The sequence below is a fragment of the Pseudomonas graminis genome (assembly GCF_004364335.1).
Classification (GTDB): Bacteria; Pseudomonadota; Gammaproteobacteria; order Pseudomonadales; family Pseudomonadaceae; genus Aquipseudomonas; species Aquipseudomonas graminis_D.
On the sequence record NZ_SOCR01000013.1, the window covers coordinates 137,362 to 163,359 of the forward strand.

Annotated in this window: 18 protein-coding genes and 1 pseudogene; 12 read left to right on the plus strand and 7 right to left on the minus strand. The window is 61.3% G+C overall.

Translation table 11 applies throughout. The features are described 5' to 3' along the window. Window positions 1–86: 86 nt before the first annotated feature. The gene (locus EC919_RS22730; protein WP_133776564.1) at window positions 87–1,184 is read left to right on the plus strand and encodes an enoyl-CoA hydratase/isomerase family protein; all 1,098 of its coding nucleotides are present in this window, start codon (window positions 87–89) and stop codon (window positions 1,182–1,184) included. Window positions 1,185–1,187: 3 nt separating this feature from the next. After that, entirely contained in the window at window positions 1,188–2,339 is a 1,152-nt protein-coding gene (locus tag EC919_RS22735; protein WP_133776565.1) for an acyl-CoA dehydrogenase family protein, read from the plus strand. A 63-nt stretch (window positions 2,340–2,402) separates the two neighbouring features. On the opposite strand, the gene EC919_RS22740 is transcribed toward EC919_RS22735, so the two are convergent. Beyond that, window positions 2,403–7,682, minus strand: coding sequence for a dermonecrotic toxin domain-containing protein (locus EC919_RS22740; RefSeq protein WP_133776566.1), 5,280 nt, complete (start codon window positions 7,680–7,682; stop codon window positions 2,403–2,405). 174 nt (window positions 7,683–7,856) lie between these two features. After that, window positions 7,857–8,420, minus strand: coding sequence for an NADPH-dependent FMN reductase (locus EC919_RS22745; RefSeq protein WP_133776567.1), 564 nt, complete (start codon window positions 8,418–8,420; stop codon window positions 7,857–7,859). Between the two features lie 340 nt (window positions 8,421–8,760). Here EC919_RS22745 and EC919_RS22750 point away from each other — a divergent pair, with 340 nt between their 5' ends. Next, complete coding sequence (locus EC919_RS22750) at window positions 8,761–8,973, plus strand: hypothetical protein (RefSeq protein WP_083232993.1); 213 nt, start codon at window positions 8,761–8,763, stop codon at window positions 8,971–8,973. A 78-nt stretch (window positions 8,974–9,051) separates the two neighbouring features. Here the strand turns inward: EC919_RS22750 and EC919_RS22755 are convergent, their stop codons facing one another. The 4 genes from EC919_RS22755 to EC919_RS22770 all read right to left on the minus strand — a co-directional run bounded on the left by EC919_RS22755 (window position 9,052) and on the right by EC919_RS22770 (window position 11,956). Further along, window positions 9,052–9,621, minus strand: coding sequence for a GNAT family N-acetyltransferase (locus EC919_RS22755; RefSeq protein ID WP_133776568.1), 570 nt, complete (start codon window positions 9,619–9,621; stop codon window positions 9,052–9,054). Window positions 9,622–9,711: 90 nt separating this feature from the next. Beyond that, window positions 9,712–10,458, minus strand: a complete 747-nt coding sequence (gene dnaQ / locus EC919_RS22760) for a DNA polymerase III subunit epsilon (RefSeq protein ID WP_133776595.1) — start codon at window positions 10,456–10,458, stop codon at window positions 9,712–9,714. 241 nt (window positions 10,459–10,699) lie between these two features. Beyond that, the gene (gene rnhA / locus EC919_RS22765) at window positions 10,700–11,152 is read right to left on the minus strand and encodes a ribonuclease HI (protein ID WP_133776569.1); all 453 of its coding nucleotides are present in this window, start codon (window positions 11,150–11,152) and stop codon (window positions 10,700–10,702) included. Between the two features lie 45 nt (window positions 11,153–11,197). Beyond that, window positions 11,198–11,956, minus strand: a complete 759-nt coding sequence (locus EC919_RS22770; protein ID WP_065986459.1) for a class I SAM-dependent methyltransferase — start codon at window positions 11,954–11,956, stop codon at window positions 11,198–11,200. Window positions 11,957–12,055: 99 nt separating this feature from the next. On the opposite strand from EC919_RS22770, the gene gloB reads away from it, so the two are divergent. From gloB to fabI, 9 genes and pseudogenes are all read left to right on the plus strand, one after another. Then, window positions 12,056–12,835 (plus strand): hydroxyacylglutathione hydrolase, encoded by a 780-nt coding sequence (gloB, locus tag EC919_RS22775; protein ID WP_133776570.1) that lies wholly within the window; start codon window positions 12,056–12,058, stop codon window positions 12,833–12,835. 99 nt (window positions 12,836–12,934) lie between these two features. Then, window positions 12,935–13,043, plus strand: a pseudogene (locus tag EC919_RS27955) (lytic transglycosylase domain-containing protein); the annotation flags it as partial. A gap of 68 nt (window positions 13,044–13,111) precedes the next feature. Next, on the plus strand, window positions 13,112–14,548 hold the full coding sequence (locus EC919_RS22780) for a LysM peptidoglycan-binding domain-containing protein (RefSeq protein ID WP_432213840.1): 1,437 nt from the start codon (window positions 13,112–13,114) through the stop codon (window positions 14,546–14,548). Between the two features lie 213 nt (window positions 14,549–14,761). Continuing rightward, complete coding sequence (locus tag EC919_RS22785) at window positions 14,762–16,591, plus strand: extracellular solute-binding protein (protein ID WP_133776572.1); 1,830 nt, start codon at window positions 14,762–14,764, stop codon at window positions 16,589–16,591. After that, window positions 16,588–18,483, plus strand: a complete 1,896-nt coding sequence (locus EC919_RS22790; RefSeq protein WP_133776573.1) for an extracellular solute-binding protein — start codon at window positions 16,588–16,590, stop codon at window positions 18,481–18,483. Before EC919_RS22785 ends, EC919_RS22790 begins: the two co-directional genes overlap by 4 nt. A 1-nt stretch (window position 18,484) precedes the next feature. Further along, window positions 18,485–19,558, plus strand: a complete 1,074-nt coding sequence (locus tag EC919_RS22795; protein WP_133776574.1) for a microcin C ABC transporter permease YejB — start codon at window positions 18,485–18,487, stop codon at window positions 19,556–19,558. Between the two features lies 1 nt (window position 19,559). Then, window positions 19,560–20,579, plus strand: a complete 1,020-nt coding sequence (locus EC919_RS22800; RefSeq protein ID WP_074891214.1) for an ABC transporter permease — start codon at window positions 19,560–19,562, stop codon at window positions 20,577–20,579. 1 nt (window position 20,580) lies between these two features. After that, window positions 20,581–22,191, plus strand: coding sequence for an ABC transporter ATP-binding protein (locus tag EC919_RS22805; protein WP_133776575.1), 1,611 nt, complete (start codon window positions 20,581–20,583; stop codon window positions 22,189–22,191). A 19-nt stretch (window positions 22,192–22,210) separates the two neighbouring features. Next, on the plus strand, window positions 22,211–23,005 hold the full coding sequence (gene fabI / locus EC919_RS22810) for an enoyl-ACP reductase FabI (RefSeq protein ID WP_108121389.1): 795 nt from the start codon (window positions 22,211–22,213) through the stop codon (window positions 23,003–23,005). Between the two features lie 1,080 nt (window positions 23,006–24,085). On the opposite strand, the gene EC919_RS22815 is transcribed toward fabI, so the two are convergent. Further along, the gene (locus EC919_RS22815) at window positions 24,086–25,960 is read right to left on the minus strand and encodes a SurA N-terminal domain-containing protein (protein ID WP_133776576.1); all 1,875 of its coding nucleotides are present in this window, start codon (window positions 25,958–25,960) and stop codon (window positions 24,086–24,088) included. Between the last annotated feature and the right edge of the window lie 38 nt (window positions 25,961–25,998).

A 25,998-nucleotide genomic window follows, 5' to 3' on the forward strand; every position in this document is an offset into this window, starting at 1 on the left:
GCGCTGGTAGCATCCGTTAGCACCCTCACGGATTCCGGCTAATCATCCGGGAATTGAGTACAACAATAATCAACAGGGATTCAGCGATGACGGCTCAGGTCCTACCTGCCGAATACGCGGGCCAGCAATCAGCCTGCAAAAGCGTTCTGTCCGATGTACGCAATCACATTGGCCACCTCACCCTCAACCGCCCCCATGGCCTCAACGCCATTGACCTGCACATGGTCCGGCAGTTGCAGTTTCAGCTCGACGCCTGGGCAAAGGATGACAACGTTTACGCCGTGGTCCTGCGCGGATCCGGCGAAAAGGCGTTCTGCGCCGGCGGCGACATCCGCTCGCTGTACGACAGCTTCCAGGCCGGCCGAACCGGGCACCTGGATTTTTTCGCCGAAGAATACGCGCTGGACCTCACCCTTCATCATTACCGCAAACCCGTCGTCGTTTTAATGGACGGCTTCGTGCTGGGCGGCGGGATGGGCCTGGCCCAGGGTGCGGACCTGCGCGTGGTGACTGAGCGCAGCCGTCTGGCCATGCCGGAAGTGGCGATCGGTTACTTCCCTGACGTAGGCGGCAGCTACTTTCTGTCCCGGGTGCCCGGCGAGCTGGGGATTTACCTGGGCGTCACCGGCGTGCAGATCCAGGCCGCCGATGCGCTGTATTGCGGGCTGGCGAACTGGTACCTCGACAGCAAACGCCTTGATGACCTCGACCTGCAGCTGGATAACCTGAAGTGGAGCCTGACTCCGCTCAAGGATGTTCAGGGCGCGCTGGCGAAACTCGGCGTGCAGCACCTCCCCGCCCCGCCGCTGGCAAAGCTGAGGCCGGCCATCGATCATTTCTTTGCCCTGCCGGACGTGCCGAGCATCGTCGAACAACTGCTGGAAGTAAGCGTCTATGACACCCATGCCTGGGCCATCGAAACCGCGCACTTGATGCAAACCCGTTCACCGCTGGCAATGGCGGTCACCCTGGAGCTGCTGCGACGCGGCCGGCATCTGCCGCTGGAGCGTTGCTTCGCCCTGGAGCTGCACCTGGACCGCCAGTGGTTTGAACGCGGGGATCTGATCGAGGGCGTTCGTGCCTTGATCGTCGACAAGGACAAGAAACCGCACTGGAGCCCTTCCAGCGTGCAGGCCCTGGATGCCGAGCACGTGGCAAGCTTCTTCAGCGGTCATGAGGGGTGACTTATGCAAGATTTTGAACTGACCGAAGAACAAGTGATGATCCGCGACATGGCGCGGGACTTCGCGCGCAATGAAATCGCGCCCCATGCCCAGGCCTGGGAAAAAGCCGGCTGGATCGACGACGCGCTGGTGACCAAGATGGGCGAGTTGGGCCTGCTCGGCATGATCGTGCCGGACGAATGGGGCGGCAGTTACATCGACTACGTCGCCTACGCGCTGGCCGTCGAAGAAATCTCCGCCGCCGACGGTGCCACCGGCACGTTGATGAGCGTGCACAGTTCCGTAGGCTGCGGGCCGGTGCTCAACTACGGCAGCGACGGGCAGAAACAACAGTGGCTGGAGAAACTCGCCAGCGGCCAGGCGATCGGCTGCTTCTGCCTGACCGAACCTCAGGCCGGCTCCGAAGCGCACAACCTGCGCACCCGTGCCGAATTGAAAGACGGCGAATGGGTGCTCAACGGCGCCAAGCAGTTCGTCAGCAACGGCAAGCGCGCGCAGTTGGCGATTGTGTTTGCGGTGACCGACCCGGAGCTGGGCAAGCGCGGCCTGTCAGCCTTTCTGGTGCCCACCGACAACCCCGGCTACAGCGTCGATCGCCTGGAACACAAGATGGGCATCCGCGCCTCCGACACCTGCGCCGTCACGCTGAGCAACTGCCGGATTCCGGCGGAAAACCTGCTGGGTGAACGTGGCAAGGGGCTGTCCATTGCCCTGTCCAATCTGGAAGGCGGGCGCATCGGCATCGCCGCCCAGGCCCTGGGCATCGCGCGGGCGGCGTTCGAGGCTGCGCTGGGTTACGCCCGCGATCGCGTGCAGTTCGACAAGCCGATCATCGAACACCAGAGCATCGCCAATCTGCTGGCCGACATGCACACCCGCATCAACGCTTCCCGCCTGTTGGTCCTGCACGCCGCGCGCCTGAGAACGGCCGGCAAGCCGTGCCTGTCGGAAGCGTCGCAAGCCAAGCTGTTCGCCTCGGAAATGGCCGAATGGGTCTGCTCCAAGGCGATACAAATCCATGGCGGTTACGGCTATCTGGAAGACTACCCGGTGGAGAGATACTACCGGGACGCGCGGATCACCCAGATCTACGAAGGCTCCAGCGAAATCCAGCGCTTGTTGATCGCCCGCGAACTGCGCCACTACGCGCTGTAGGCGTAGACGAAGCAGCGCTGAGCCTTGCCAGGGCTCAGCGTCTGCCGGTCAGCCCTGCATCATTTAATGGCCCGGCACGACGAAATTTTGCCGGCCCAGCCGCAGAATCAGCAAGGTCACCGAGTCAGCGTTCTTCATCAGTACCCGACTTCGTTTCTTCACATCGTGAAGAAACTCGTCCCGCGCCTCGTCCAGCGTCATGGATTTCGTGAGATCCAGGACGGCCGTACAGGCCTCGCCGTCTTGCGAGTCCAGATCCGACCATTCGCCGTCTTTCATGTGCAGGAACAGGCTGTCCCTTTGGCTGAGATGTGACAACCCCTCACGTTGCAGACGCTCCAGATCGGACCTGAACTTGATCTCGTTGGCACTGTTGCCCAACAGCAGGTCCGGAAACGGCGCGTTGGTTTCCAGGTAGGCAATGTCGTGGGTGCGCAGCACCAGGTGGGACAGCTCATGGATGAGCACGGCCGCACGATAGTGCGCAGGCAAGTCAAAGCCCTGCGGCTCAGCCAGGACCCGATACGGCGGCACCCGAAAAAACCGCTCGGTCAGAAACAGGCGCTTTTTGGGGTCCGACTTGATGATGAAGGCCAGCGTACTCTCATGACCGGGACGGGTGGATCCGACGACGAACCGCGGCGATGAGTAAGGCGACAGCGAGGCGTCCATCACCTCATCGAACAGTAACTTGACCGCGCGCTCGGTCTCGATCAACAGATCCTGGCCAGGTGGGTTCACTCCGAAAAAGTCACCCAGGATCTCGAGCACACGAGGATCCGGCGGCGTCCCGGGCGCGTGCACGTTGAGGTTGTCCAGGCAGTTTTCCAGGTAACGCTTGGCCTGAAGATGCGCCTCACCGATGCTCAACGCTCTGTCCCGATAAAGCGTGCGGATTTCCGGCATCCCGGTGGCCTCAATGATCAAGGCGTCTTCGGCACTTCGCCGCGCACCCTCGGCGCGCATTCGGGTCAACACCCCGCCTCCGCCCTTCAGGCCGATGTCCAGTTGCCAGCGCTGACGACCGTCAAGCCGGACGAGCGGTCCGGGCGTACCGTCCTCGCCCACAATCATCCACTGCCCGTCTTCGCTCCGGCGCTGAATCTGGTAAACAGTGCCCCCGACCGCTGCATAAAGCGTCTGGGTCTTGCTGTCGCGATACAGGCTGAGCAAGTCATCCCGCTTGAGGTCATTCAACGAAACGTTCCTGGCTTCCAGGGCACGCAGTCGCTTCAACTGGTCGGCGGTCAGTTTCACGCCCGCCCACTCAAACGTTGTAGGCGGCAACTCCTCGCCCGTCGCCAGCTCGCCTTCTATCAGGTCATCTTTCTCAGCCTGTTCCCGCGCCGTGACCATCACGCCCAGCGCGGCAGAAAATTCGGAAATGGCCTCGCCCCAGCGGCGGCCCGACGCTGACGCTGCCGACGCTTGCAACAGGCTACGGCTCTGCCAGAGGGCGACCATCGTGGCCAGCTTGCCGGGCATTATGCTCAGCACCTGTTCGAGGCCCAGCATGCCGAGAAACTTCAATGAGGCTTGATCGGCCTGGGCGGTGGTGACGGTGTTCGCCACTCCCAGATCGATCAGCAGGTTCACGGTGTCGGCCAGCAGAAACTGCAGCGCGTTGCCCTTCACCTCAGCCAGAGACACGGTCACCGGCCCCGGCGTATGCGTGGGCACGTCACCAAAGCTTTCGGCAGCGAACGGCAGGTGTGGCTCAACGAACCCTCCGCGGTCGTAGCGTTTCCGGACCTCTGGATCCATCCGCTCCAGCAGCATCCCTTGCAAGGCCTCGTCGCTGCGGATATCGGCCAGGAGTGCCCCGAGGTCGGGGTATTCACGGAAGACGAAGGCCGGATGAATGATCGCGTGCAGGATCACCGGGCCTCGGTCGGCTCCGCGTGGGCAGATCACATACGCGCCTTTGACGGTATCGGGGGTCATGCCGTCGTCAGCCACCAATCGCAGAGGACTGATGATCACATGGGTTTCGCCCACCGGCTCCCGCGCAATGCCGTCCGGCATCTCCACAACCCGTGAGATGTAGGTGAACGCCTGCGCGCTCAACCCCCCTTCGAGTTTTTGCTGCATCGCCACCGCCTGCATCATCGGCGGCAGTTGCTCGGCGTAGAGTCGGGAACGCCTTGGCCAGTCGGGGTTCGCAGGATTGAGCGCCTGACGCAGTATCACCATGAAACTCGCGCCGACGTCCAGATTCCGGGTCATGCTGCGCAGGTAATTGGCGGTCAGCAGACCCATCACATCCGGATGTTCGACGGAGGACACTGTGAGGATGCCGTCCTGAATATCGACGAAGCGGTTGACCGCGTAATCAGTCAGCGATTCGCTGTTTGACAAGGTGGCAGCGGGGATGCCCGACGGGATCTGGCCCACCCCGGGAAACCCCGGGACGTAGCGGCGCAGGGTGACCGTGATGTGATCCGGGTCCCATTGCCGGCCCGGGAAGTCCTTGGCGAACTGCTCGATCAGCCGGTCCCGCGAGTAGTCCTTCAGGCTGGGAATGTCGAACAGGAAACTCTCATGGCCACTGCTGACCACGTAATAACGACGCCAGATTTCGTTGTAGGTTTTCATGTCGGCGACTGACGCCGATTTCAGCCATTGCGGCAACAACTCCTCGAACAGCGTAATGTCAATGCGCACGGCCATGTTATCGAGCGTGCGGATCAATTGCTCGTCGAGCTCGGTCGATCTGGCCAGTTCGATAAACAGCTGTGCTTCGAAACGACAGCGCACGGCACGTGCGCACAGCTGTTCAAGGTTTTTCAGTTGTCGATCCAGCACCGATTGCTGCAGGGCTCTGATCGCGTGCCCGTCCACCCGTTGCATGTCCACGCGCATCGGTTTGGCGGGGCTGCACGCCAAGTGATTGCGCAGCAGTAACTGATCACCCTCGCTGAGCAGACTGAGCAAGCGTTCAGCCCGTGGTCCCCTGAGCGCCTTGAGGATGCGTTCAATCAGCACCTCGACCGACGCGAAATGCTGCCAGCCCCGCGGGCCGACCCACAGCATCGCGCCCGCCGACGGGTTCGCTGGCTGCGACAGCACGAGCACGTCGCTGATCGCTGCGCCGGGCGCGTTGTCGCACACGATCGCCAAAGCAAACACTTCGGTGACAGTGGCGCCCGCCCCTGACCTCAGGGAGCGGAGGGGCGAGTCGAGCACCTGACTCACCATGGCTGAGGCCGCAGCGCTCAGCTCTGCCTTTCGCTGCATCAATGCCAAGTCCAGGCGCAAGGCATCCTCGCGTAAGCTCAAGGCCATCGCCACCGGCTGAAGCTGGCGATCTCCGAGACGCGCGTTGCCGATTTGTGATTGTCGGAAGTGCTCAAGATAGCGTGCAGCAAAATCCGTGGCCGCCCGCTCAATCAGAAAATTCACCAGCTCCATGTCAAAGTTCGCCGCATCACTGTCTGACGGCACGATGATCTGAGCAGTGTGTGCAAGAGGGCTGCGGCGATGACCGCTCACGCGTTCGAGCAGCAACGACACCAGGTCGCTGGAGAAGACTCGCAGGGATTCACTCACCGCAACCGAGTTCATTTCCACATCCGATGAATCGAGCGGCGATGACTGCAACCAACGCACTCGCACATCTCGCGCCAGCAGCTGCGTGGGTGAAGCGACGCAGATATAAGCCTGAAGCGCCGTTTCGGCGTAGCTAACCAACGCGTTGTCCAGTTCGCGCAAATGCTCGGCGCCCGCGTCGGAAACCTGGGTTCGCTCCAGCCATGACGGTGCGAGTTGTTGCGGAGCCGGCGCGCGATCCCGGGTTCTGTCGTCAGGAAAGAGTGCGGTCTCGTCGGGGTCGCTGACTGAGTCAACCAGAACCAGGTCGTCAGTTTCACTCTGCTCCCACGTTCGGCTGAAATTCAGCGGCACGTTCGACGTCCATCGCCCTACACTGAAATGCTGCTGCCGCGGGTCGATCAACCGACGCACGTCCAGCGCATCGTCGAACATGGCCGACATCTTCTCGGCCCGTGTCTTCAAGCGGCAGACGTGCTGCAGATTACGAAGCTGCATCGTGAAAATTGACTCCACCCGCTCGGCGACCAACGGCCCGACGATGTCCTCAAGCAGCAGCTCGAACTCATCCGCCCGCAGAAGAAGTGACTGATCCGCCAGATCCAGACCAGCACTTAGAATCTCGCCGCCTTCAGGGGTCAAGCAGAACGCCGTGAGCGCCGAGAGGCTCTCGAACGGTTTGAGCTCGTGGTCCGGCGAGAACCAGAAGAGTGGCCCCGGTCCGGTCGATCGGACGTCCAGGACAAAGGTGCCGGCCAGGGTTTTTCGTGTGCCATCCGCCCATTGCAGGACGATCTGCTTGCCGGGCAGATCAGCGTCGATTGCACTGGACGCCCCTCGATCCGCAGGCCTCATGGCCTGGTACTGCGCCTCTGAAAGGGTGCCGTCCCGGACCCGGCTGTACAGCTCGTGTGACAGGCTGGTCCTGTAGCTTTCGGTGGCGATCTCACGGAAGGGACGACCCTGCGCCGGGGCGTTCCAGAACCGCCCCAGCCATTGCGAATAGTGCTCGGGCAACTGTGTGACAGCATCGCACAGCGCCTGGGCCATATTGACGGCATCCTGCTCGCTGACCAACCGGCCCTGCGCATCCAGAAACTGCCGCCTACCGCCCGGTAATTGACGGAAGCCGCAAAAATCTTCGAACGCCGTTTGCGCAAGGGTTTGCGTGATCAACACGCGTTCCTCGTCGGCGCCGGAAGCGGGCTGCACGATCCGCATCAAGTGTGTGAGCGGATCGATGGGCAGCAGCGGCGACAATCGGCGCAACTGCAGCGCCAGCGTGTCGGACAACACAGCGAACAGCGTCGGCGTCAGTCTGAGATGCGCCGTGAGCTGTCGAGTCGAGGCGGCCTGAAACTCAACGATAGCCCGCATCTGGGCGAGGAATGCATCGCCTTCGACCTTTTGGTATTCAAAGCCCGTCGATGCATTGCCGCCCGCAAATCGCGCGAACAGCCCCGTCAGCAGCGATGGACGATCATCGAACACGGCGAGGCCGTCAGCGAGCGTGAGCAGGTAAATTCTCGAGTCAGCCGTCTGGGAATGGCTGAATAACAATGCCGCCGACACCTCAAGGGAGGTGGGCAAACCGTCGTTGAGAACCAGACGATCAACCCGCACCGGGTCAGGGTCAGCCGCTGCACGCTGGCCGGGCGGCGAGAGTGTCAGCTTTCTCAGCCACGCCAGCTCTTCAGGCTGCAGACGACCGGCGTCGGTGGCGCGATCAAGTTCATGAATGAAACGCTGCCTGAGGGACGCGCTGTGGAAATAAAGGGGAGTAACCGTGGACATTGCCGCTCCTTGAGCAAAACGCCCACGCCCGGCGGTCAGCCGGGCATGGGCAGGAATGCAAGAAGCGTAGGGAATAACCGTGGGGCATCTGCGTTAAATAATGCTGTACACGGTGACTGAAATTCAGGCTTAACTGGCGAAGACGCGGCGAATCGGTATCGCCCGCCCTCCCCCTTAAACCTTCAGCGTGCGCGCCACATGGCCGGCGAAGGCATCAATGATGTTCTGCAGGAACGGGCGGGTTTTCTCGTTCAGCTTGCCGTGTTCGTCAAAGAAGGTGCCTGCGTTGCCCAGGTACGCTTCCGGCTGCTGCATGCACAACACGTCAAGGAACACGAAGCACTGGCGCAAATGCTGGTTGGCGCCAAAACCGCCGATCGCTCCCGGCGACGCACTGACCACTGCCGCAGGTTTCGCACTGCCCCACGCGCTTTTACCGTAGGGGCGCGAGCCGACGTCGATAGCGTTTTTCAGTGCGCCCGGCACCGAGCGGTTGTATTCCGGGGTCACGAACAGGAAGCCGTCTGCGCCCTGCAGCGCCTGACGGAAGGCAGTGTACGCAGCGGGCGGCGAATCGACGTCGATGTCTTCGTTGTACAACGGCAGGTCGCCTATTTCGACGATGCTCAGCTTCAGGCTTGGCGGGGCCAGTTCGGCCAGTGCACGGGCCACTTTGCGGTTGATGGAATCTTTCCTCAAGCTGCCGACGATGACTGCAATCGAATGAAGCTGGCTCATGAAGCGGACCTTCTGCTGTGGGAGGAGACAACAGTTATAGATGAAACATGTGCGAGATTCTGCGTTGTTTTTCCGTTGCTGATCATCGAAGGGTTCGATGCTGAGAGATTCGCCTTTTGCGTGGCTCTTACGCTGACCGCGCAGGGACGCCACTACCGTTGGTCGCGACTATTTTTTAACGCAGCGAAAACTACCCCCGAAAACGGCGGTCTGACTGCCTTAGGCGAATAAGGTCCCCATAGAAATTTGGGAATTACCTTACAAGCGGACACGGTTTATTCACTCGCGGTGTTAGGATGCGAGCGAAAACGAGCAGTTATTTCCAGAGGTTACAAAGCAAATGGCTTCAGTTCTAGTTGGGCAATTTCATGCGAGGGATGCGGAGGGACGCGTTTACTCGGTGCATGAATTCCGTGAATCACAGCCTGACGAGGCTGATGGAAAGGAGCCCGTTTCCACTTATCGCCTGGCCATTGGCGACCGCGTCAAACATTTGGGCGGAGAGGAATTCGAGTTGATTCAGGGCAAGGTCAAGCTCATACGAGAGCACTGAGACACCGCTGCAAGCCCACTCTTTCCAGACTTGTCGCCCTTCGCGCGGCGGCGAGTCAGATCGGACGGGCTTGCAGCTTCAATCGACGCCCGGCGTGTCGAACAGCAGGTACCAGAAAATCGCCGATTCCTGCGTCAACGGATCTATCGCGCGATAACGCAGATGATCCACCCCGCCGACCACAAAACCATAGCGCTCATATAACCGGCACGCCTGCAGATTATTGTTCTGGGTCTCCAGGGTGATGCCCGGCAGGCCGCGCTTGCGGCTCCAGAACTGCGCCACGTCCAGCAGCTTTTGCGCCACACCACTGCGCCGCGCCCCGGTGTCGACCGCCAGTTCATCGATGTGGGCAAAACCGTTCCAGTGCTGACTGACCACCACGTGCCCGACCGGCTGCTCATCGAGCCAGGCCACCAGCACGGTGCTGTCGGCGGCGTCCCGATAATTGCAGAATTCTTCGGAATCGATGCCGTAGTTCTTCAAGTAAGGCTCGACGGCATCGACGTGCCAGTGCGCGACCGGCTCGCCGATCTGCACCCGCGCATAACCGTTGACGGTGAACGTGAATTCGCTGTTGAGGATGTAATCTTCGAAGCACTCGTCAGCGACACGAATGCTGAAAGTCGGGCTGGACGTGTTCACCATGGGCCTCCTGCACCATTACCGGGATCGACATCACCTTCTATCAAGGCCGCCGCTTGACGCAAGCACGGCCTTTTTGCGCGGCGGGCGCCGTCAGGCTTCGGCCTGGGTCTGCGCTTCGAGCAACTGGGTCCACAGGGCCGGAGCACCGGCGGATTTGGCGATCACGGCCAGACGCGCTTCGTGCTCGGCCAGCTCGGACTCACTGGCGATGATGATGCGGCCCGGCGTGCGGTTGGCGATGCGGCGGATCTCGGAGGGACGGTCGGCACCGCCCTCGCCATCGTTGTTGCCGGCCAGCGACAGGGTCGTCTGGCCACCGGTCATTGCCAGATAGACTTCGGCGAGAATCTCGGAGTCGAGCAAGGCGCCGTGCAGCTCGCGTCCGGAGTTGTCGACGTCGTAGCGTTTGCACAGCGCATCGAGGCTGTTGCGCTGGCCCGGATGACGCTCCCGGGCCATGGCCAGGGTGTCGAGAATCGTGCAGTAGCTGCTGAGATTGGCGCGATCGTGCTGGCCGATCAGGGCGAATTCGTTGTTCAGAAAGCCGACGTCGAACGCCGCGTTGTGGATGATCAGCTGAGCGCCTTTGACGAACTCGAAGAATTCGTCGGCGACTTCAACGAAACGCGGTTTGCCGATCAGGAACTGGTCGGTGATGCCGTGAACGCCAATGGCGCCCTCGTCACTCTCCCGGTCCGGTTGCAGGTAAACGTGGAAATGCCGCCCGGTCAGGCGCCGGCCGATCAGCTCGACGCAGCCGATCTCGATGACCCGGTGGCCGTCGGTGACGGGCATACCGGTGGTCTCGGTATCGAGGACTACCCTTCGTTCAGTGATGATATTTTGTACAGTCATTGCCTACCGCCTCAGCTTCAGGCGCGGATATTAGCATGGCTTTTTTTGGCTGTGCGCGCGCGGCTATCGCCTTCTGGCGGCGCGCGCACACTGTTTCTGCAGGAGCCGGCTTGCTGGCGAACGCGTTGTGTCAGGGATGAGGATGTCGGCTGAACGCATGCATTCGCCAGCAAGCTGGCTCCCATAGTTGTCAACATCCAGCGTCACCAGGCCAGTGTACTGATCAGGCGTGCTTGATACCGCGCACTTCATCCACGCCACGGTTCGCCAACTGGTCAGCGCGTTCGTTGCCGGGGTGGCCAATGTGCCCGCGCACCCACTTCCAGCCCACGTTGTGGCGGCTGACCTGCTCGTCCAGCTGCTTCCACAGATCGGCGTTCTTCACCGGCTCTTTTGCCGCTGTCTTCCAGCCGCGCTTCTTCCAGTTGACCATCCACTCGGTGATGCCTTTCATCACGTATTGCGAGTCGGTCACCAGAACCACTTCGCAAGGCCGCTTCAGTTCTTCGAGCCCGCGTATGGCGCCGAGCAGCTCCATGCGGTTATTGGTGGTGTTGGCTTCACCGCCCCAGAGTTCTTTTTCGACGCCTTTGCACACCAGCAACGCGCCCCAGCCGCCGGGACCCGGGTTGCCCTTGCAGGCGCCATCGGTGAAGAGTTCTACGGTATCGCTCATTACGATGTTTCCAGAAATTGAGAAAGCGTGGCGCCAGCCGGAGAATCAAGGCTCGGGCGTGCGCCGATTGACCTTGGCCATCGGCAGCGGCAGCAGTTTGCCCATCGGCTCGCGGCGCGGCATGCGCACGGGCCGCAGCCCCACACTCATCTTGCGCGCGATCAATAGATAGAAGCCGCCGCCGGGACTTTGCCAGCCATCGCCGAGACGTTCGAGTCCGGCCAGACGAGCCTGCCACTTGGGCGAAGCGAGCGGCGGACGATAGCACCCGAAGCGGCGTTTCTCCAGCGCGAAGCCCAGCAGGTTGAGCCAGTCGCCGACCCGTGAAGGCGAGATGCAACGCGCCCTGCGCAGGGCGTCGTTGGCGAAGAAATGACGGATGCCCCAAGTGCTCCACGGATTGATGCCGACGATCACCAGATGCCCGCCGGGACGCACGCTGCTGGCGGCTTCGCGCAACAGGCCGTGGGGCGACAGACAAAAATCCAGGCCGTGCTGCATGACCACCACATCGGCAGCGTGCTCGCTCAACGGCCAGGCCTGCTCTTCGCAGACAATCTCCACACCCGGCAACGGCGCACCCAGTCGCACGTTGCGCTGCACTTGCTTCGCCGCCGGCGGGGTTTGCGCGGACGGGCCGTAGTGCACCAGATAGCCGCCAAAAAAACGCTCGAGCTCTTGTTCCAGCACACGGCTTTCTTCTTCCAGCAACAACTGCCCCAGAGGCCCGGACAGCCAGTCGCGGGCGGCGCTGATCAGCTCAAGCCACTCGGGATCGGCCTGGGCGAACGCTTCATCGGTCATTTCCGGTCTCCATGAGAGGGTCATTGCGATAGAGACTCGCCTCGAGTCTGTTCAGACCCTAAGATGCTTCTCTATGTTTCCAGCCAAGCGAACCGCGCCATGATACAGGTCGATGCCCTGCCCGCTTTCAGCGATAACTACATCTGGTTGTTACAAGACAATGCCGTCAAACGCTGCGCCGTGGTCGACCCGGGTGATGCCGCTCCGGTCATTGCCTGGCTTGAGCGCAACCCGGACTGGCGCCTGACCGACATTCTCATCACCCATCACCACGCCGACCACACCGGCGGCGTCGCGCAACTTAAAACGCTGACCGGCGCCAAGGTCTACGGCCCGGCCAACGAGAAGATTCCGGCGCGGGACGTGGCCCTGTCCGACAACGATCAGCTCACCGTACTCGGCCTGACATTCAACGTCCATGCAGTCCCCGGCCACACCTTGGGCCACATCGCCTTTTACCATGCCGACGCCCAACAGCCGCTGCTGTTCTGCGGCGACACGCTGTTCGCCGCCGGTTGCGGCCGGCTGTTCGAAGGCACCCCGCAGCAGATGCATCATTCCCTGAGCCGGCTCGCCGAGCTGCCTGACAGCACCCTCGTCTACTGCGCCCACGAATACACCCTGAGCAATCTGCGCTTTGCCGTCGCGGTCGAGCCGGACAATGCCGAGGTGTTGCAACGCTTCGAGCAAGTGACGCAATGGCGTGCGCAAAATCGCATCAGCGTGCCGTCGACACTGGCACTGGAGCGCAAGACCAATCCCTTTCTGCGGGCCGCCGTCATCTCCGTGAAACAAAAAGCAGACGAACGGAGCGGAACCCTCAACGCAACGCCTGCAGAGGTCTTTGCCGTGCTGCGGGCATGGAAAGATAAGTTCTAAACAGGCTGCGAATCAGCACGGAAATTCTGAAAGGTTGACCGTTCAGCAGCCACTTTCTAGAATCGCCCGACATTTTCGCCTGGAACTATCCCCCAGCCAATGTCGTCATCTATACGTAAAACCTTCAATTCCGACACATTGACTCGGTTGGCCCAGGCGATCGCGGTGGTCGCGAGCGCGACACTGGCAGGCTGCCAGAGCACCGGCGGTCTGGAATCCGAGCACGGCGCCAGCGCCGCTCATCCCGTCGCCAGCACCAAACCAAAACCTGTTTATATCGCACGCAAACCTGTGCCCCTGGCCCCGCCCCACGATGTGTGGGAGCGCATGCGTCAGGGTTTCCAGCTGCAAGACGGCAACGACCTCAATCCGCGCATCGATCAGCAGCGCCTCTGGTACGCGAATAACCCGTCGTTCCTTGAAACGGCCGGTAATCGCGGCAGCCTGTACATGCACTACATCGTCGAGCGCCTGGAAGAACGCAACATGCCCCTCGAACTGGCGTTGCTGCCGGTGATCGAGAGCGCGTACAACCCGATGGCGTTGTCGCGCAGCGATGCGGCGGGGATCTGGCAGTTCATTCCGTCCACCGGCCGCTACTTCAACCTGCGTCAGACCAATTTCTACGACGGCCGCCGCGACATCACCGCGTCCACCACGGCGGCGCTGGACTACCTGACCAAGCTGCACGACATGTTCAACGGCGACTGGCTGCTGGCACTGGCGGCCTACAACGCGGGCGAAGGCACGGTCAGCCGCGCCATCGAACGCAACGAAAAGCTCAACCTGCCCACCGACTACTGGAACCTGCCGCTGCCGCAGGAAACCCGCGACTACGTGCCTAAACTGCTGGCGCTGTCCCAGGTGGTCATGTCGCCGGACGCCTATGGCGTCAACCTCAACCCGATCGACAACAAGCCCTACTTCCAGGTGGTCGAGCTGAACCAGCGCATGGACCTGTCGAAAGTCGCCGCCATGGCGAACATCGACGAAGACGAGCTGGTGCAGCTCAACCCGGCGTTCAAGAAGCGCCTGACCATCGACGGGCCGCAGCACCTGCTGGTGCCGACCTCGAAATCCCAGTTGCTGACGGCGAATCTGTCGAACATGAAGCCTGAAGAGCTGGTCGACTGGCAGCAATACCGCGTGCGTCCGGGCGACAGCCTTGCCAGCATCGCCAGCCGCTACAAAGTGTCGACCAGCACCCTCAAAGACATCAACAAGCTGTCCGGCAACCAGGTGAAACGCGGCCAGGCGCTGACAATTCCAGTGCAACCGGGCATGCAGTTTGCGATGCCGGTGTTCGAAGAAGTCGCCGAGGTGGACGAGAAGCCTGCGCGCACCCGCACCTACAGGGTGAAGAAAGGCGAAAGCCTGGGGCAGATCGCGCGCATCAACAAGGTCGACGTCAAGGATTTGCAGCACTGGAACAAGCTGTCCGGCCAGAACCTCAAGGTCGGCCAGACACTGGTTATGCAGGACAACAGCAAACCGGCAAAAGCCAGCTCCCGTGCCGTCGCCAAGGCTGACAGCGGCGCCAAAGGCGAGGACGCCGGCAAGAAGTCGATGCAATACAAGATCCAGAAAGGCGATTCGATGTACCTCGTCGCCAAGCGCTTCAATGTCGAAATGCAGCACCTCAAGCGCTGGAACCCGCGCAGCGGCCAGGCCCTCAAGCCAGGTCAGACGCTGACGGTGTACCTGCCGCATTGATTGGTCGCAGGCAACGCCAACGCTCTTTGTAGGAGCGCGCTTGCCCGCGAACGCGGTGTTTCAGACACTGCTGTGCTGCCTGACACACTTTTATCGCGGGCAAGCGCGCTCCTACAGGTCGTGCAACGTTCAAGATGCCCCCCCCGCCCCACCCTTTTTCCAGCCGATACAAGCTGTTACTGTGACCGACCGCTGCCTGGATCGACCGCCGACTTGATACGTCACCTGCTGCTGACTTTCAGCCTGGTCTTGAGCACGACAGCCGCCGCGACCATCAGCGAAAGCCATGGTTACGCACAATTCGGCGTCCTCAAGTACCCTGCCAGCTTCACGCATTTCGACTGGGTCAATCCTGAGGCGCCGAAAGCTGGCACCTTGCGAATCATGGCCAACGGCACGTTCGACACCCTCAACCCTTACACCTTCAAGGGCAGCAGCCCGATTTCGACGGCCAACTTCGGCCAGTACGGCGTCAGCGAGCTGAATGAACCGCTGATGGTCGGCACCGGCCAGTACGACCCCTCCGGCGATGAACCCACCTCCAGCTATGGCCTGATCGCCAAGACCGTCGAGTACAGCGACGACCGCAGCTGGGTGGTGTTCAACCTGCGCCCCGAAGCACGCTTTCACGACGGCAAGCCGATCACCGCCTATGACGTGGCGTTTTCCTACAGAACACTGCTAAAGGACGGTCACCCGCAGTACCGCACCGCGTTGCAGGAAGTGCAGCGGGTGGACATCCTCAACCGCCATCGCATTCGTTTCGTGTTCAAGCGCTCCGGCAATCCATTACTGATTCTGCGCCTGGGCGAGCTGCCTGTCCTGCCGCAACATTACTGGAAGAACCGCGACTTCAAGGCCACCACGTTCGACGCCCCGTTGGGCAGCGGCCCTTATCGCATCACCCAGGTGCGGCCGGGGCGCAGCCTGGTGTTCGAGCGCGTAAAGGACTATTGGGGCAAGGACCTGCCGGTCAACCGCGGCAAGTACAACTTCAACCGCGTCGAGGTGGAGTTCTACCGCGACGCCGACGTGGCGTTCGAAGCCTTCAAGGCGGGCGAGTTCGATATCTACATCGAGCATCAGGCGAAGAACTGGCTCACCGGTTATGACTTTCCGGCGGTGACCCAAGGAAAGGTCATCAAGGCGCAGATCCCGCACCAGATCCCCACGCAGACCCAAGGGCTGTTCATGAACACCCGTCGCGGTGCGTTTGCCGACATTCGCGTGCGCGAAGCCCTGGGGCTGATGTTCAACTTCGAGTGGACCAACCGCACGCTGTTCAACGACGCCTACATGCGCTCGACCAGCTATTACCCCAACAGCGAATTTACCTCCAGCGGACTGCCCGCCGGCCGCGAGTTCCTGATGCTCGCACCCTACCGCGAGCAGTTGCCCGCCAGGCTCTTCACCCAGCCCTTCGCCGTGTCGAAAACCGACGGCGGCGGCGTGCCCCGGGATTCCATTCGCAAGGCCCTGGGGCTGCTGGCCGACGCGGGCTGGACGTTCACTGAACGCGGCCTGACCAACAGCGCCGGGCAGCCGTTGCGTTTCGAAATACTTCTGGTCAATCCCAACCTAGAACGAATCCTGCAGCCCTACATCGAAGACCTCACGCGGATCGGCATCGACGCACACCTGCGCACCGTCGACCGCGCCCAATACAAACAGCGGCTGGACCAGTTCGATTTCGACATGATTCTGATGACCCTGAACCAGACCCTCAGTCCGGGGCTGGAGCAATGGCAGTATTTCCATTCCAGCCAGGCCAACATCAAAGGCAGCAAAAACTACGCAGGCGTCGCCAACCCGGTGGTCGACAACCTGCTCAACCAGCTGTTGGCCGCCAAGACACGGGATGACCAGGTGGCGGCAACCCGCGCCCTGGATCGCGTGTTGCTGTGGCAGCACTACATGATCCCCAACTGGTACCTCAATAATCATCGTCTGGCGTACCGCAACCGGTTCGCCATGGTCACCACCCCGCCCTATACCCTGGGCCTGCGTGCGTGGTGGCTCAAGCCTTCGGAGAAAACCCAATGACTGCCTTGCGCTCCCTGACTCGCGCCGGCGGCCTGTTTCTGAGCCCGTTCGTGCTGGCCCCGCTGCTGCTGGGCGTGACCGGTGCAGCCCACGCGGCTCCGCAACACGCCATCACCCTGTACAACGAAGCGCCGAAATACCCGGCGGACTTCAAGCATTTCGATTATGTGAACCCGGACGCGCCCAAGGGCGGAATTCTGCGCAGCGCCGGGTTTGGCGGCTTCGACAGCCTCAACCCGTTCATCAGCAAGGGCGTGCCGGCCGACGACATCGGCCTGATCTACGACACCCTCGCCCGCCAGGGTCTGGATGAGCCGTTCACTGAATACGGCCTGATTGCCGGGAAGATCGAGAAAGCCCCGGACAACAGCTGGGTGCGCTTCTACCTGCGCCCCGAAGCGAAATTCAACGACGGTCATCCGGTGCGCGCCGAAGACGTGGTGTTCAGCTTCGAGACCCTGATCAAGGACGGCTCGCCGCTGTACCGCAGTTACTACGCAGACGTCGATCAGGCCGTCGCCGAAAACCCGACCACGGTGCTGTTCAAGTTCAAGCACAACAACAACCGCGAATTACCGCTGATCCTCGGCCAGTTACCCGTGTTGCCAAAACACTGGTGGGCCACCCGCGACTTCAGCAAGGGCAACCTGGAAATTCCGCTGGGCAGCGGGCCGTACAAGGTCGTCGAGGTCAAGGCCGGACGCTCGGTGCGCTACGAGCGGGTCAAGGATTACTGGGGCAAGGACCTGCCGATCAACAAGGGCTTCTACAACTTCGACCGGCTGTCCACCGATTACTACCGCGACAACACGGTGGCCCTCGAAGCCCTGAAAGCCGGCGCTTTCGACTTCTGGCAGGAAATGGCGGCGAAGAACTGGGCGACGGCCTACGACGTTCCGGCCGTCAAACAAGGCCGTCTGATCAAGGAAGAAATCCCCAACGGCAATCCCCAGGGCATGCAAGGCTTTATCTTCAACCTGCGCAAGCCGATGTTCCAGGACGTGCGCGTGCGTCAGGCCCTCAGCCTGTTGCTCGACTTCGAGTGGACCAACAAGCAGCTGTTCTTCGGCAGCTACACCCGCACTAAGAGCTATTTCGACAATTCCGACATGGGCGCCACAGGCTTGCCGACGCCTGCCGAGCTGAAGATTCTCGAGCCCCTGCGTGGCAAGCTGCCGGAATCGGTGTTCACCGAGGCATTCAAGCTGCCGGTCACCGATGGCAGCGGCATCATCCGCGAGCAACAGCGCAAGGCGTTCCAGCTGCTCAAGGACGCCGGCTGGAAGATCGTCGGCGACAAGATGGTCGACACTGAAGGCAAGCCCGTCACCATCGAGTTTCTCCTCGCCCAGACCGAATTCGAGCGCGTGCTGCTGCCGTACAAACGCAACCTGGCCGACATTGGCATCGACCTGGAAATCCGTCGGGTCGACGTCTCCCAGTACATCACCCGCCGCCGCTCACGGGACTACGACATGATCGTCGGCAGTTTCCCGCAATCGAGCTCGCCGGGTAACGAACAGCGTGAATACTGGGATTCTTCCGCCGCCGACAAGCCAGGCAGTTACAACGTGATCGGCCTCAAGGACCCGGCGGTCGACACGCTGGTGAACGGATTGATCAACGCCGACTCGCGCCAGAGCCTCATCGATCACACCCGTGCCCTCGACCGCGCGCTGCTGTGGGGCTACTACGTCATTCCGAACTGGCACATCAAGAGCTGGCGCGTGGCGTATTGGGATCACCTGGGCCACCCGGGCAAAACCCCGCTCTACGACATCGGCACCATGACCTGGTGGGTCAAACCCGACGCGACGCCGGCCATTCCTGTGCAAGTCGCGCCAGATCAGATGCCGGCCGACGCCGAGTCAGCCAAAGGCACGGAGCAATAACATGCTGGCCTACATTCTGCGGCGCTTGCTGCTGATCATACCGACCCTGTTCGGCATCTTGCTGATCAACTTCGTCATCATCCAGGCCGCGCCGGGTGGTCCGGTCGAGCAGATGATCGCCAAGCTCGAAGGCTTCGAAGGCGCCACCAGCCGCATCGCCGGCGGTGGTGCCGAAGTCTCGGTGGCCGGCTCGACCTATCGCGGCGCTCAGGGCCTGGACCCTGGTCTGATCAAAGAAATCGAGCACATGTACGGCTTCGACAAATCGGCGCCTGAACGTTTGTGGATCATGGTCAAGAACTACGCCCATCTCGATTTCGGCGACAGCTTCTTCCGCGACGCCAAGGTCATCGACCTGATTGTCGAGAAGATGCCGGTGTCGATCTCCCTCGGACTGTGGAGCACGCTGATCATGTACCTGGTGTCGATTCCCTTGGGGATCGCCAAAGCCACGCGACACGGCAGCCATTTCGACGTCTGGACCAGCTCGGCGATCATCGTCGGCTACGCCATCCCGGCGTTCCTCTTCGCCATTCTGCTGATCGTGGTGTTCGCCGGCGGCAGTTACTTCGATTGGTTCCCGTTGCGCGGGCTGACCTCGACCAACTTCGACGAAATGAGCTGGCTGGGCAAAGTGGGTGACTACTTCTGGCACCTGGTGCTGCCGATCACCGCGCTGGTCATCGGCAACTTCGCCACCATGACCCTGCTGACGAAAAACAGCTTTCTCGATGAAATCGGCAAGCAATACGTGATCACCGCCAAGGCCAAGGGCCTGACCCAGCGCCGCGTGCTATACGGCCACGTGTTCCGTAACGCCATGCTGCTGGTGATTGCGGGTTTCCCGTCGGCGTTCATTGGCATCTTCTTCACCGGTTCCCTGCTGGTCGAAGTGATCTTTTCCCTCGACGGACTTGGGCTGATGAGTTTTGAAGCCGCGATCAACCGCGATTACCCGGTGGTGTTCGGCACGCTGTTCATCTTCACCCTGCTGGGGCTGGTGGTGAAACTGATCGGCGACCTGACCTACACGCTGGTCGACCCACGCATCGACTTCGACCGCAGGGATCATTGATATGACGTTGTCCCCTCTCAATCGACGCCGTTTCGAGCGCTTCAAGGCCAACAAGCGCGGCTGGTGGTCGCTGTGGCTGTTTCTGATCCTGTTCGGCGCCAGCCTGGGTGCCGAGCTCATCGCCAACGACAAACCCCTGGCCGTGCGCTACGACGGCGAGTGGTACTTCCCGGTGTTCAAGCGCTACCCGGAAACCACCTTCGGCGGGGAATTCCCGCTGGAGGCCAACTACAAGAGCCCCTACATCAAGGAGCTGCTGGCGGCCAAAGACGGCTGGACGCTGTGGGCGCCGATTCCGTTCAGCTACCAGAGCATCAACTACGACCTGAAAGTCCCGGCCCCTGCCCCACCCTCGCGGGAAAACCTGCTGGGCACCGACGATCAGGGGCGCGACGTGCTGGCCCGGGTGATCTATGGCTTCCGGGTGTCGGTGCTGTTCGCCCTGACGCTGACGATCCTCAGCTCGATCATCGGCGTGATCGCCGGGGCCCTGCAGGGTTTCTACGGCGGCTGGGTCGATCTGATCGGCCAGCGTTTTCTGGAGATCTGGTCCGGGCTGCCGGTGCTGTATCTGTTGATCATCCTTGCCAGCTTCGTGCAGCCCAACTTCTGGTGGCTGCTGGGCATCATGCTGCTGTTCTCGTGGATGAGCCTGGTGGACGTGGTGCGCGCCGAGTTCCTGCGTGGCCGCAATCTGGAATACGTGCGCGCCGCCCGGGCGCTGGGCATGGAGAACGGCGCGATCATGTTCCGCCATATCCTGCCCAACGCGATGGTGTCGACCATGACCTTCATGCCGTTCATCCTCACCGGCGCGATCGGCACGCTGACCGCGCTGGACTTCCTCGGCTTCGGCCTGCCCGCTGGCTCACCTTCGCTGGGCGAACTGGTGGCCCAGGGCAAATCCAACCTGCAGGCGCCGTGGCTGGGCATCAGCGCCTTCGCCGTGCTGGCGATCATGCTGAGCCTGCTGGTGTTCATCGGCGAATCCGCCCGCGACGCATTCGACCCGAGGAAATGAGATGAATCAGGACAATCTGGTCGAGATCCGCGACCTCTCCGTCGAATTCGTGAACGGCGACAGCGTGCAGCGGGTGGTCGAAGGCATCAGCTTCGACATCCGCAAGGGCGAAACCCTGGCGCTGGTCGGCGAAAGCGGATCGGGCAAGTCAGTCACCGCCCATTCGATCCTGCGACTGCTGCCCTACCCCCTCGCACGCCATCCGACCGGGACGATTCGTTACGCCGGTGATGACCTGCTGAAAGTCAGTGAGAAGCGCCTGCGCGGTATTCGCGGCAATCGCATCGCGATGATCTTCCAGGAGCCGATGACGTCGCTGAATCCGCTGCAATCCATCGAAAAGCAGATCAACGAAGTGCTCGGCCTGCACAAGGGCCTGACCGGTAAAGCCGCGACGCGACGCACGCTGCAGCTACTGGAGCTGGTGGGCATTCCGGAGCCGGCCAAGCGCTTGAAGGCCCTGCCCCACGAACTGTCCGGCGGTCAGCGCCAGCGCGTGATGATCGCCATGGCCCTGGCCAACGAGCCCGAGCTGTTGATCGCCGACGAACCGACCACCGCGCTGGACGTCACCGTGCAGCTGAAAATCCTTGAGCTGCTCAAGGAGTTGCAGGCCCGGCTGGGCATGGCCTTGCTGCTGATCAGCCACGATTTGAACGTCGTCAGGCAAATTGCCAACCGAGTATGTGTCATGCAGCGCGGTTGCATCGTCGAACAGGCATCGTGCGAAGAGCTGTTCCGCGCGCCGCAGCATCCGTACACCCGTGAACTGCTCAGCGCCGAGCCCAAAGGCGGGCCGGCGAGCAACCCGCCGGGCGCGCCGATGCTGGAAGTCGAAGACCTGCGAGTATGGTTTCCGGTCAAGAAAGGCGTGTTCAAGCGCACGGTCGATCACATCAAGGCCGTCGACGGCATCCACTTCAGTCTGCCCAAGGGCCAGACGCTGGGGATTGTCGGCGAGAGCGGCTCGGGCAAATCGACGCTGGGCCTGGCGATCCTGCGGTTGATTCGCAGCGAAGGCGCGATACGCTTTCACGGGCAAGCGCTGGACGGGATGAATCAGCATCAGGTCAGGCCGCTGCGGCGGCAGATGCAGGTGGTGTTTCAGGACCCGTTCGGCAGCCTCAGCCCGCGCATGTCGGTGTGTGACATCGTTGGCGAAGGCTTGCGAATCCATAAGATGGGTACGTCGGTGGAGCAGGAAGCGGCGGTGATCGAAGCGCTCAAGGAAGTGGGTCTGGATCCGGCGACCCGGCACCGCTACCCCCATGAGTTTTCCGGGGGACAACGGCAAAGGATCGCCATTGCCCGGGCATTAGTGTTAAAACCGGCGCTGATTTTGCTGGACGAGCCGACGTCGGCCCTCGACCGCACCGTTCAGCGTCAAGTGGTGGAGCTGTTACGCTCCCTGCAAACCAAGTACAACCTGACGTATTTGTTCATCAGCCATGATCTGGCGGTGGTCAAGGCGTTAAGCCACCAACTGATGGTGGTAAAACAAGGCCAAGTGGTCGAACAGGGTGTGGCAGAAGACATCTTCGCCGCACCGCAACATCCTTATACACAGCAGCTGCTGGAGGCCGCCTTCTTGGCGCCGGCAGCTGTCGATTAACCTGAAGAGGAACAAAACAATGGGTTTTCTCGCCGGTAAGCGCGTCCTGATCGTCGGTGTCGCCAGCAAATTGTCCATCGCATCCGGTATCGCTGCCGCCATGCACCGTGAAGGCGCTGAGCTTGCTTTCACCTATCAGAACGAAAAACTCAAGAAGCGCGTCGAGGAATTCGCCGAGAGCTGGGGTTCGAACGCTGAGCTGTGCTTCCCTTGCGACGTCGCCAGCGACGAAGAAATCGCCAAGGTCTTCGAAGAGCTGAGCAAGAAGTGGGACGGCCTGGACTGCATCGTGCACTCCGTCGGCTTCGCGCCGGGCGACCAACTGGACGGTGACTTCACCCAAGCCACCACCCGTGAAGGTTTCCGTATCGCGCACGACATCAGCGCTTACAGCTTCGTGGCCCTGGCCAAAGCCGGCCGCGACTTGATGAAGGGCCGCAACGGCAGCCTGCTGACCCTGTCGTACCTGGGCGCCGAGCGCACCATGCCGAACTACAACGTGATGGGCATGGCCAAGGCCAGCCTTGAAGCCGGTGTTCGTTATCTGGCCCGCAGCCTCGGCCCGGAAGGCACGCGCGTCAACGCGGTGTCGGCTGGTCCGATCCGTACCCTCGCCGCTTCGGGTATTTCGAACTTCCGCAAGATGCTGGCGGCGAACGAGGCGCAGACTCCACTGCGTCGCAACGTGACCATTGAAGAAGTGGGTAACGCTGGCGCGTTCCTGTGTTCTGACCTGGCGTCCGGTGTCAGTGGCGAGATCATGTACGTCGACGGCGGTTTCAATACCACGGCGATGGGTGATCTGGAAGGTTGAGGGTTGCTTGGCCGTTTTCAGAGCGATGACGCTCTGAAGGCAGGCGCAAGACCTGTAAGCGCTGGCTAGCTGGCGAAAGCGGTGGATCAGACGGCCCTGTGGCTGGATGATCTGCCGTTTTTTTTCGTCCTGGGTTTGGCGGTGCTTTCGACGTGAGAATTCGAGATCACGGTGGCGCTGACTGGATCTGCCTAATGGCAGATATTTCGCCTCCGGCGAGTTACTTGGAAAAGTCGAAAGTCGCACCATCCCCAAGTAACCAAGGGTGCTTGCTCCTGGCTAGGCCCCTCGTTCCTCGGGGTTCCCTCACTCCGACGACGCTCCGTGGGCCCGCGCCGAACGGACATCCATGTCCTAGCGGCGCTCTCGCGGCATCCATGCCGCTCGACCCACTGCGCATCGTCTGCGTTCGGCCTGCACCCAAGTCGCGATGGGTGTCGTCTGTGCGTTATGTGCATGAAGATCAAGATCAGAAGCAAAGCAGGCAGATCAAAGGCTTCCCGGCTGAAGCCGGTCCTACGGGGTGCGCGTTGTTTAGGTGATTGTTGATCGTACCCACGCTCTGCGTGGGAATGCATCCGAGGACGCTCCGCGTCCATTCCCGGCTAAAGCCGGTCCTACAAAAGCACGCACCGCGTACCAACTGTGGGACCGGCTTCAGCCGGGAAGCTGTTGATCTTGATTGCTTTTGATCTTCCTACGCAGGAAGTCCAGTCACCGCCAATCGCGACTTGGGTGCAGGCTGAACGCAGGTCTCGTGGAGTGGGCCGAGCCGCATGGATGCGGCGAGAGCGCCGTCAGGACATGGATGTCCGTTCGGCGCGGGCCCACGGAGCGAGACCGGAGTGAAGGAACCCTGACGAAGGAAGGGCCCAACCAGGAGCAGGCACCCTTGGTTACTTGGGGTGCTTTTCCAAGTAACTCGCCGAAGGCGAAACAGTTCTGCCTCTGGCAGAACCCTATCAGCGCCGCTAAATCCGGACGGCCCCACACCATCGCAAAGCCACCACAATCACCTACAAACAAAAAAGCCCCAACTCTCACGAGTCGGGGCTTTCTGTTAACAGCGTTCTGCGTCGATCAATACTTCTCGATCTTCGCCGCTGCTTCCAACTGCTTACGGTAGGCCGCGAAATCCTGCTGCCCCTCACGGGATGACAGGAAACGACGGTATTGGCTCTTCTCCTCATCCGACGCAGGAGCCGCCTGATTCACGCCGTTCAGACGCACAATCACAAAGCTGCCATCCGCTGCCGTCAGGCTGCCATAAACCGGCTTGTCCTTGCCTTCCGGCTTCGGCATACGGAACGCCGCCTGCAGCACCTGAGGATCAACACCCTCCTGGCTGCGTGAGGCCGCTTCCACGACCTTCCAGCTCTGACCTTCCTGCTTGGTCGCCGCATACGGCACCTTGCCGTCACGCAGGCCTGCCAGCAGCGCCTCGCCCTTGGTCTTCACCGCATCGCTGGCATGTTCTTTCGCCAGCTGCGCACGAATCGGCGCAGACACCGCTTCCAGCGGCAACTGCTCAGGCTGACGGTGCTCTTTGACATGCACCACCACCACGGTCTCAGGATCCAGCTCCAGCGCAGAACTGTTGGAACCCTCTTCCATCACTTCCGGGCTGAAAGCCGCCTGAATCACTGCACGGTTGGCTGCAATGCCTTCGCCACCCTCGCGACCGAACGGCGCGGTCGTCTGCACTTTCAGACCCAGGTCCTGAGCCGGCTGGGACAGATCGGACGCTTCGAACGCGGCGTCTTCGAGCTTCTTGCTCGCATCGACGAACTTCTGCTCCACCTGCTGGGATTTCAGCTCGTGGGTCAGCTTCTCCTTCAGGCTGGCGAACGTCGGGACCGACGGCGCTTCGACGCCCAGCAGCTTGATCAAGTGCCAGCCAAATTGACTGCGAACCGGGGCCGAGACCTGATCCTTGTTCAGCGCATACAGCGCATCTTCGAAGGCCGGGTCATAGACGCCCTTGCCGGCGTAGCCCAGGTCACCGCCCTTGGTCGACGACCCCGGATCCTGAGAGAACTCCTTCGCCAGCGCAGCGAAATCTTCGCCCTTGGCAACGCGCTGCTGGATTTCTTCAATCTTGGCTTTCGCCTGAGCGTCCGTGGTCTTGTCGTTGACTTCGATCAGGATGTGCGCCGCACGGCGCTGCTCGGCCAGGTTGGCGATCTCTTTCTGATACGCCGCTTGCAGGTCTTCATCCTTCACCGACACCTTGTCGAAGAAGGAGGACTTCTTCAGTTCGATGTAGTCGAGCACCACTTGCTCAGGACTCAGAAACTCTTTTGCGTGCTGATCGTAGTGCGCCTTGATCTCGTCGTCGGTGACTTTCACGCTCGACGGATCGGCCGGCAGGGTCAACGTAGCGAAATCACGGGTCTGTTTTTCCAGGCGGGCAAACGCGTCGACTTGCGCGTCAGTGACGAACGCACTGCCGCCGATACCGGCACGAATCTGGCCGATCAACATTTCCTGGCCCAGGATCTGGCGGAATTGCAGACGGGAGTAGCCGAGCTGGCGGATGACCTGATCGAAGCGATCAGCACTGAATTTACCGTCGACCTGGAATTCAGGGGTCAGCAGCATTTGCTGATCCAGCGCGGCTTCGGAGAAACCGAACTTCGAATCAGCGGCGCCCTGCAACAGCAGCTTGCGGTCGATCAAGCCCTTGAGAGCGGAGTCACGCAGCATCTTTTCATTGAGCATCGCAGGATCGAAGTCCTTGCCCAGCTGTTGCATCAGCTGGCGGCGTTGCATTTCAACGGCTTGACCCAGTTCAGCCTGGGTGACTTCCTCACCATTGACCTTCGCAGCATCCTGCGAGTGGCTGGTGGCCCGGAAAATGGCATCGAACCCGGTCAGGGCCATCAGAGCGATGATGACCCCGATGATGGTTTTGGCAATCCATCCCTGTGAATTGTCCCTGATATTCTGCAGCATGTATCCCCCAGAGGGTTGTACTCGACTCACCAGGCTGC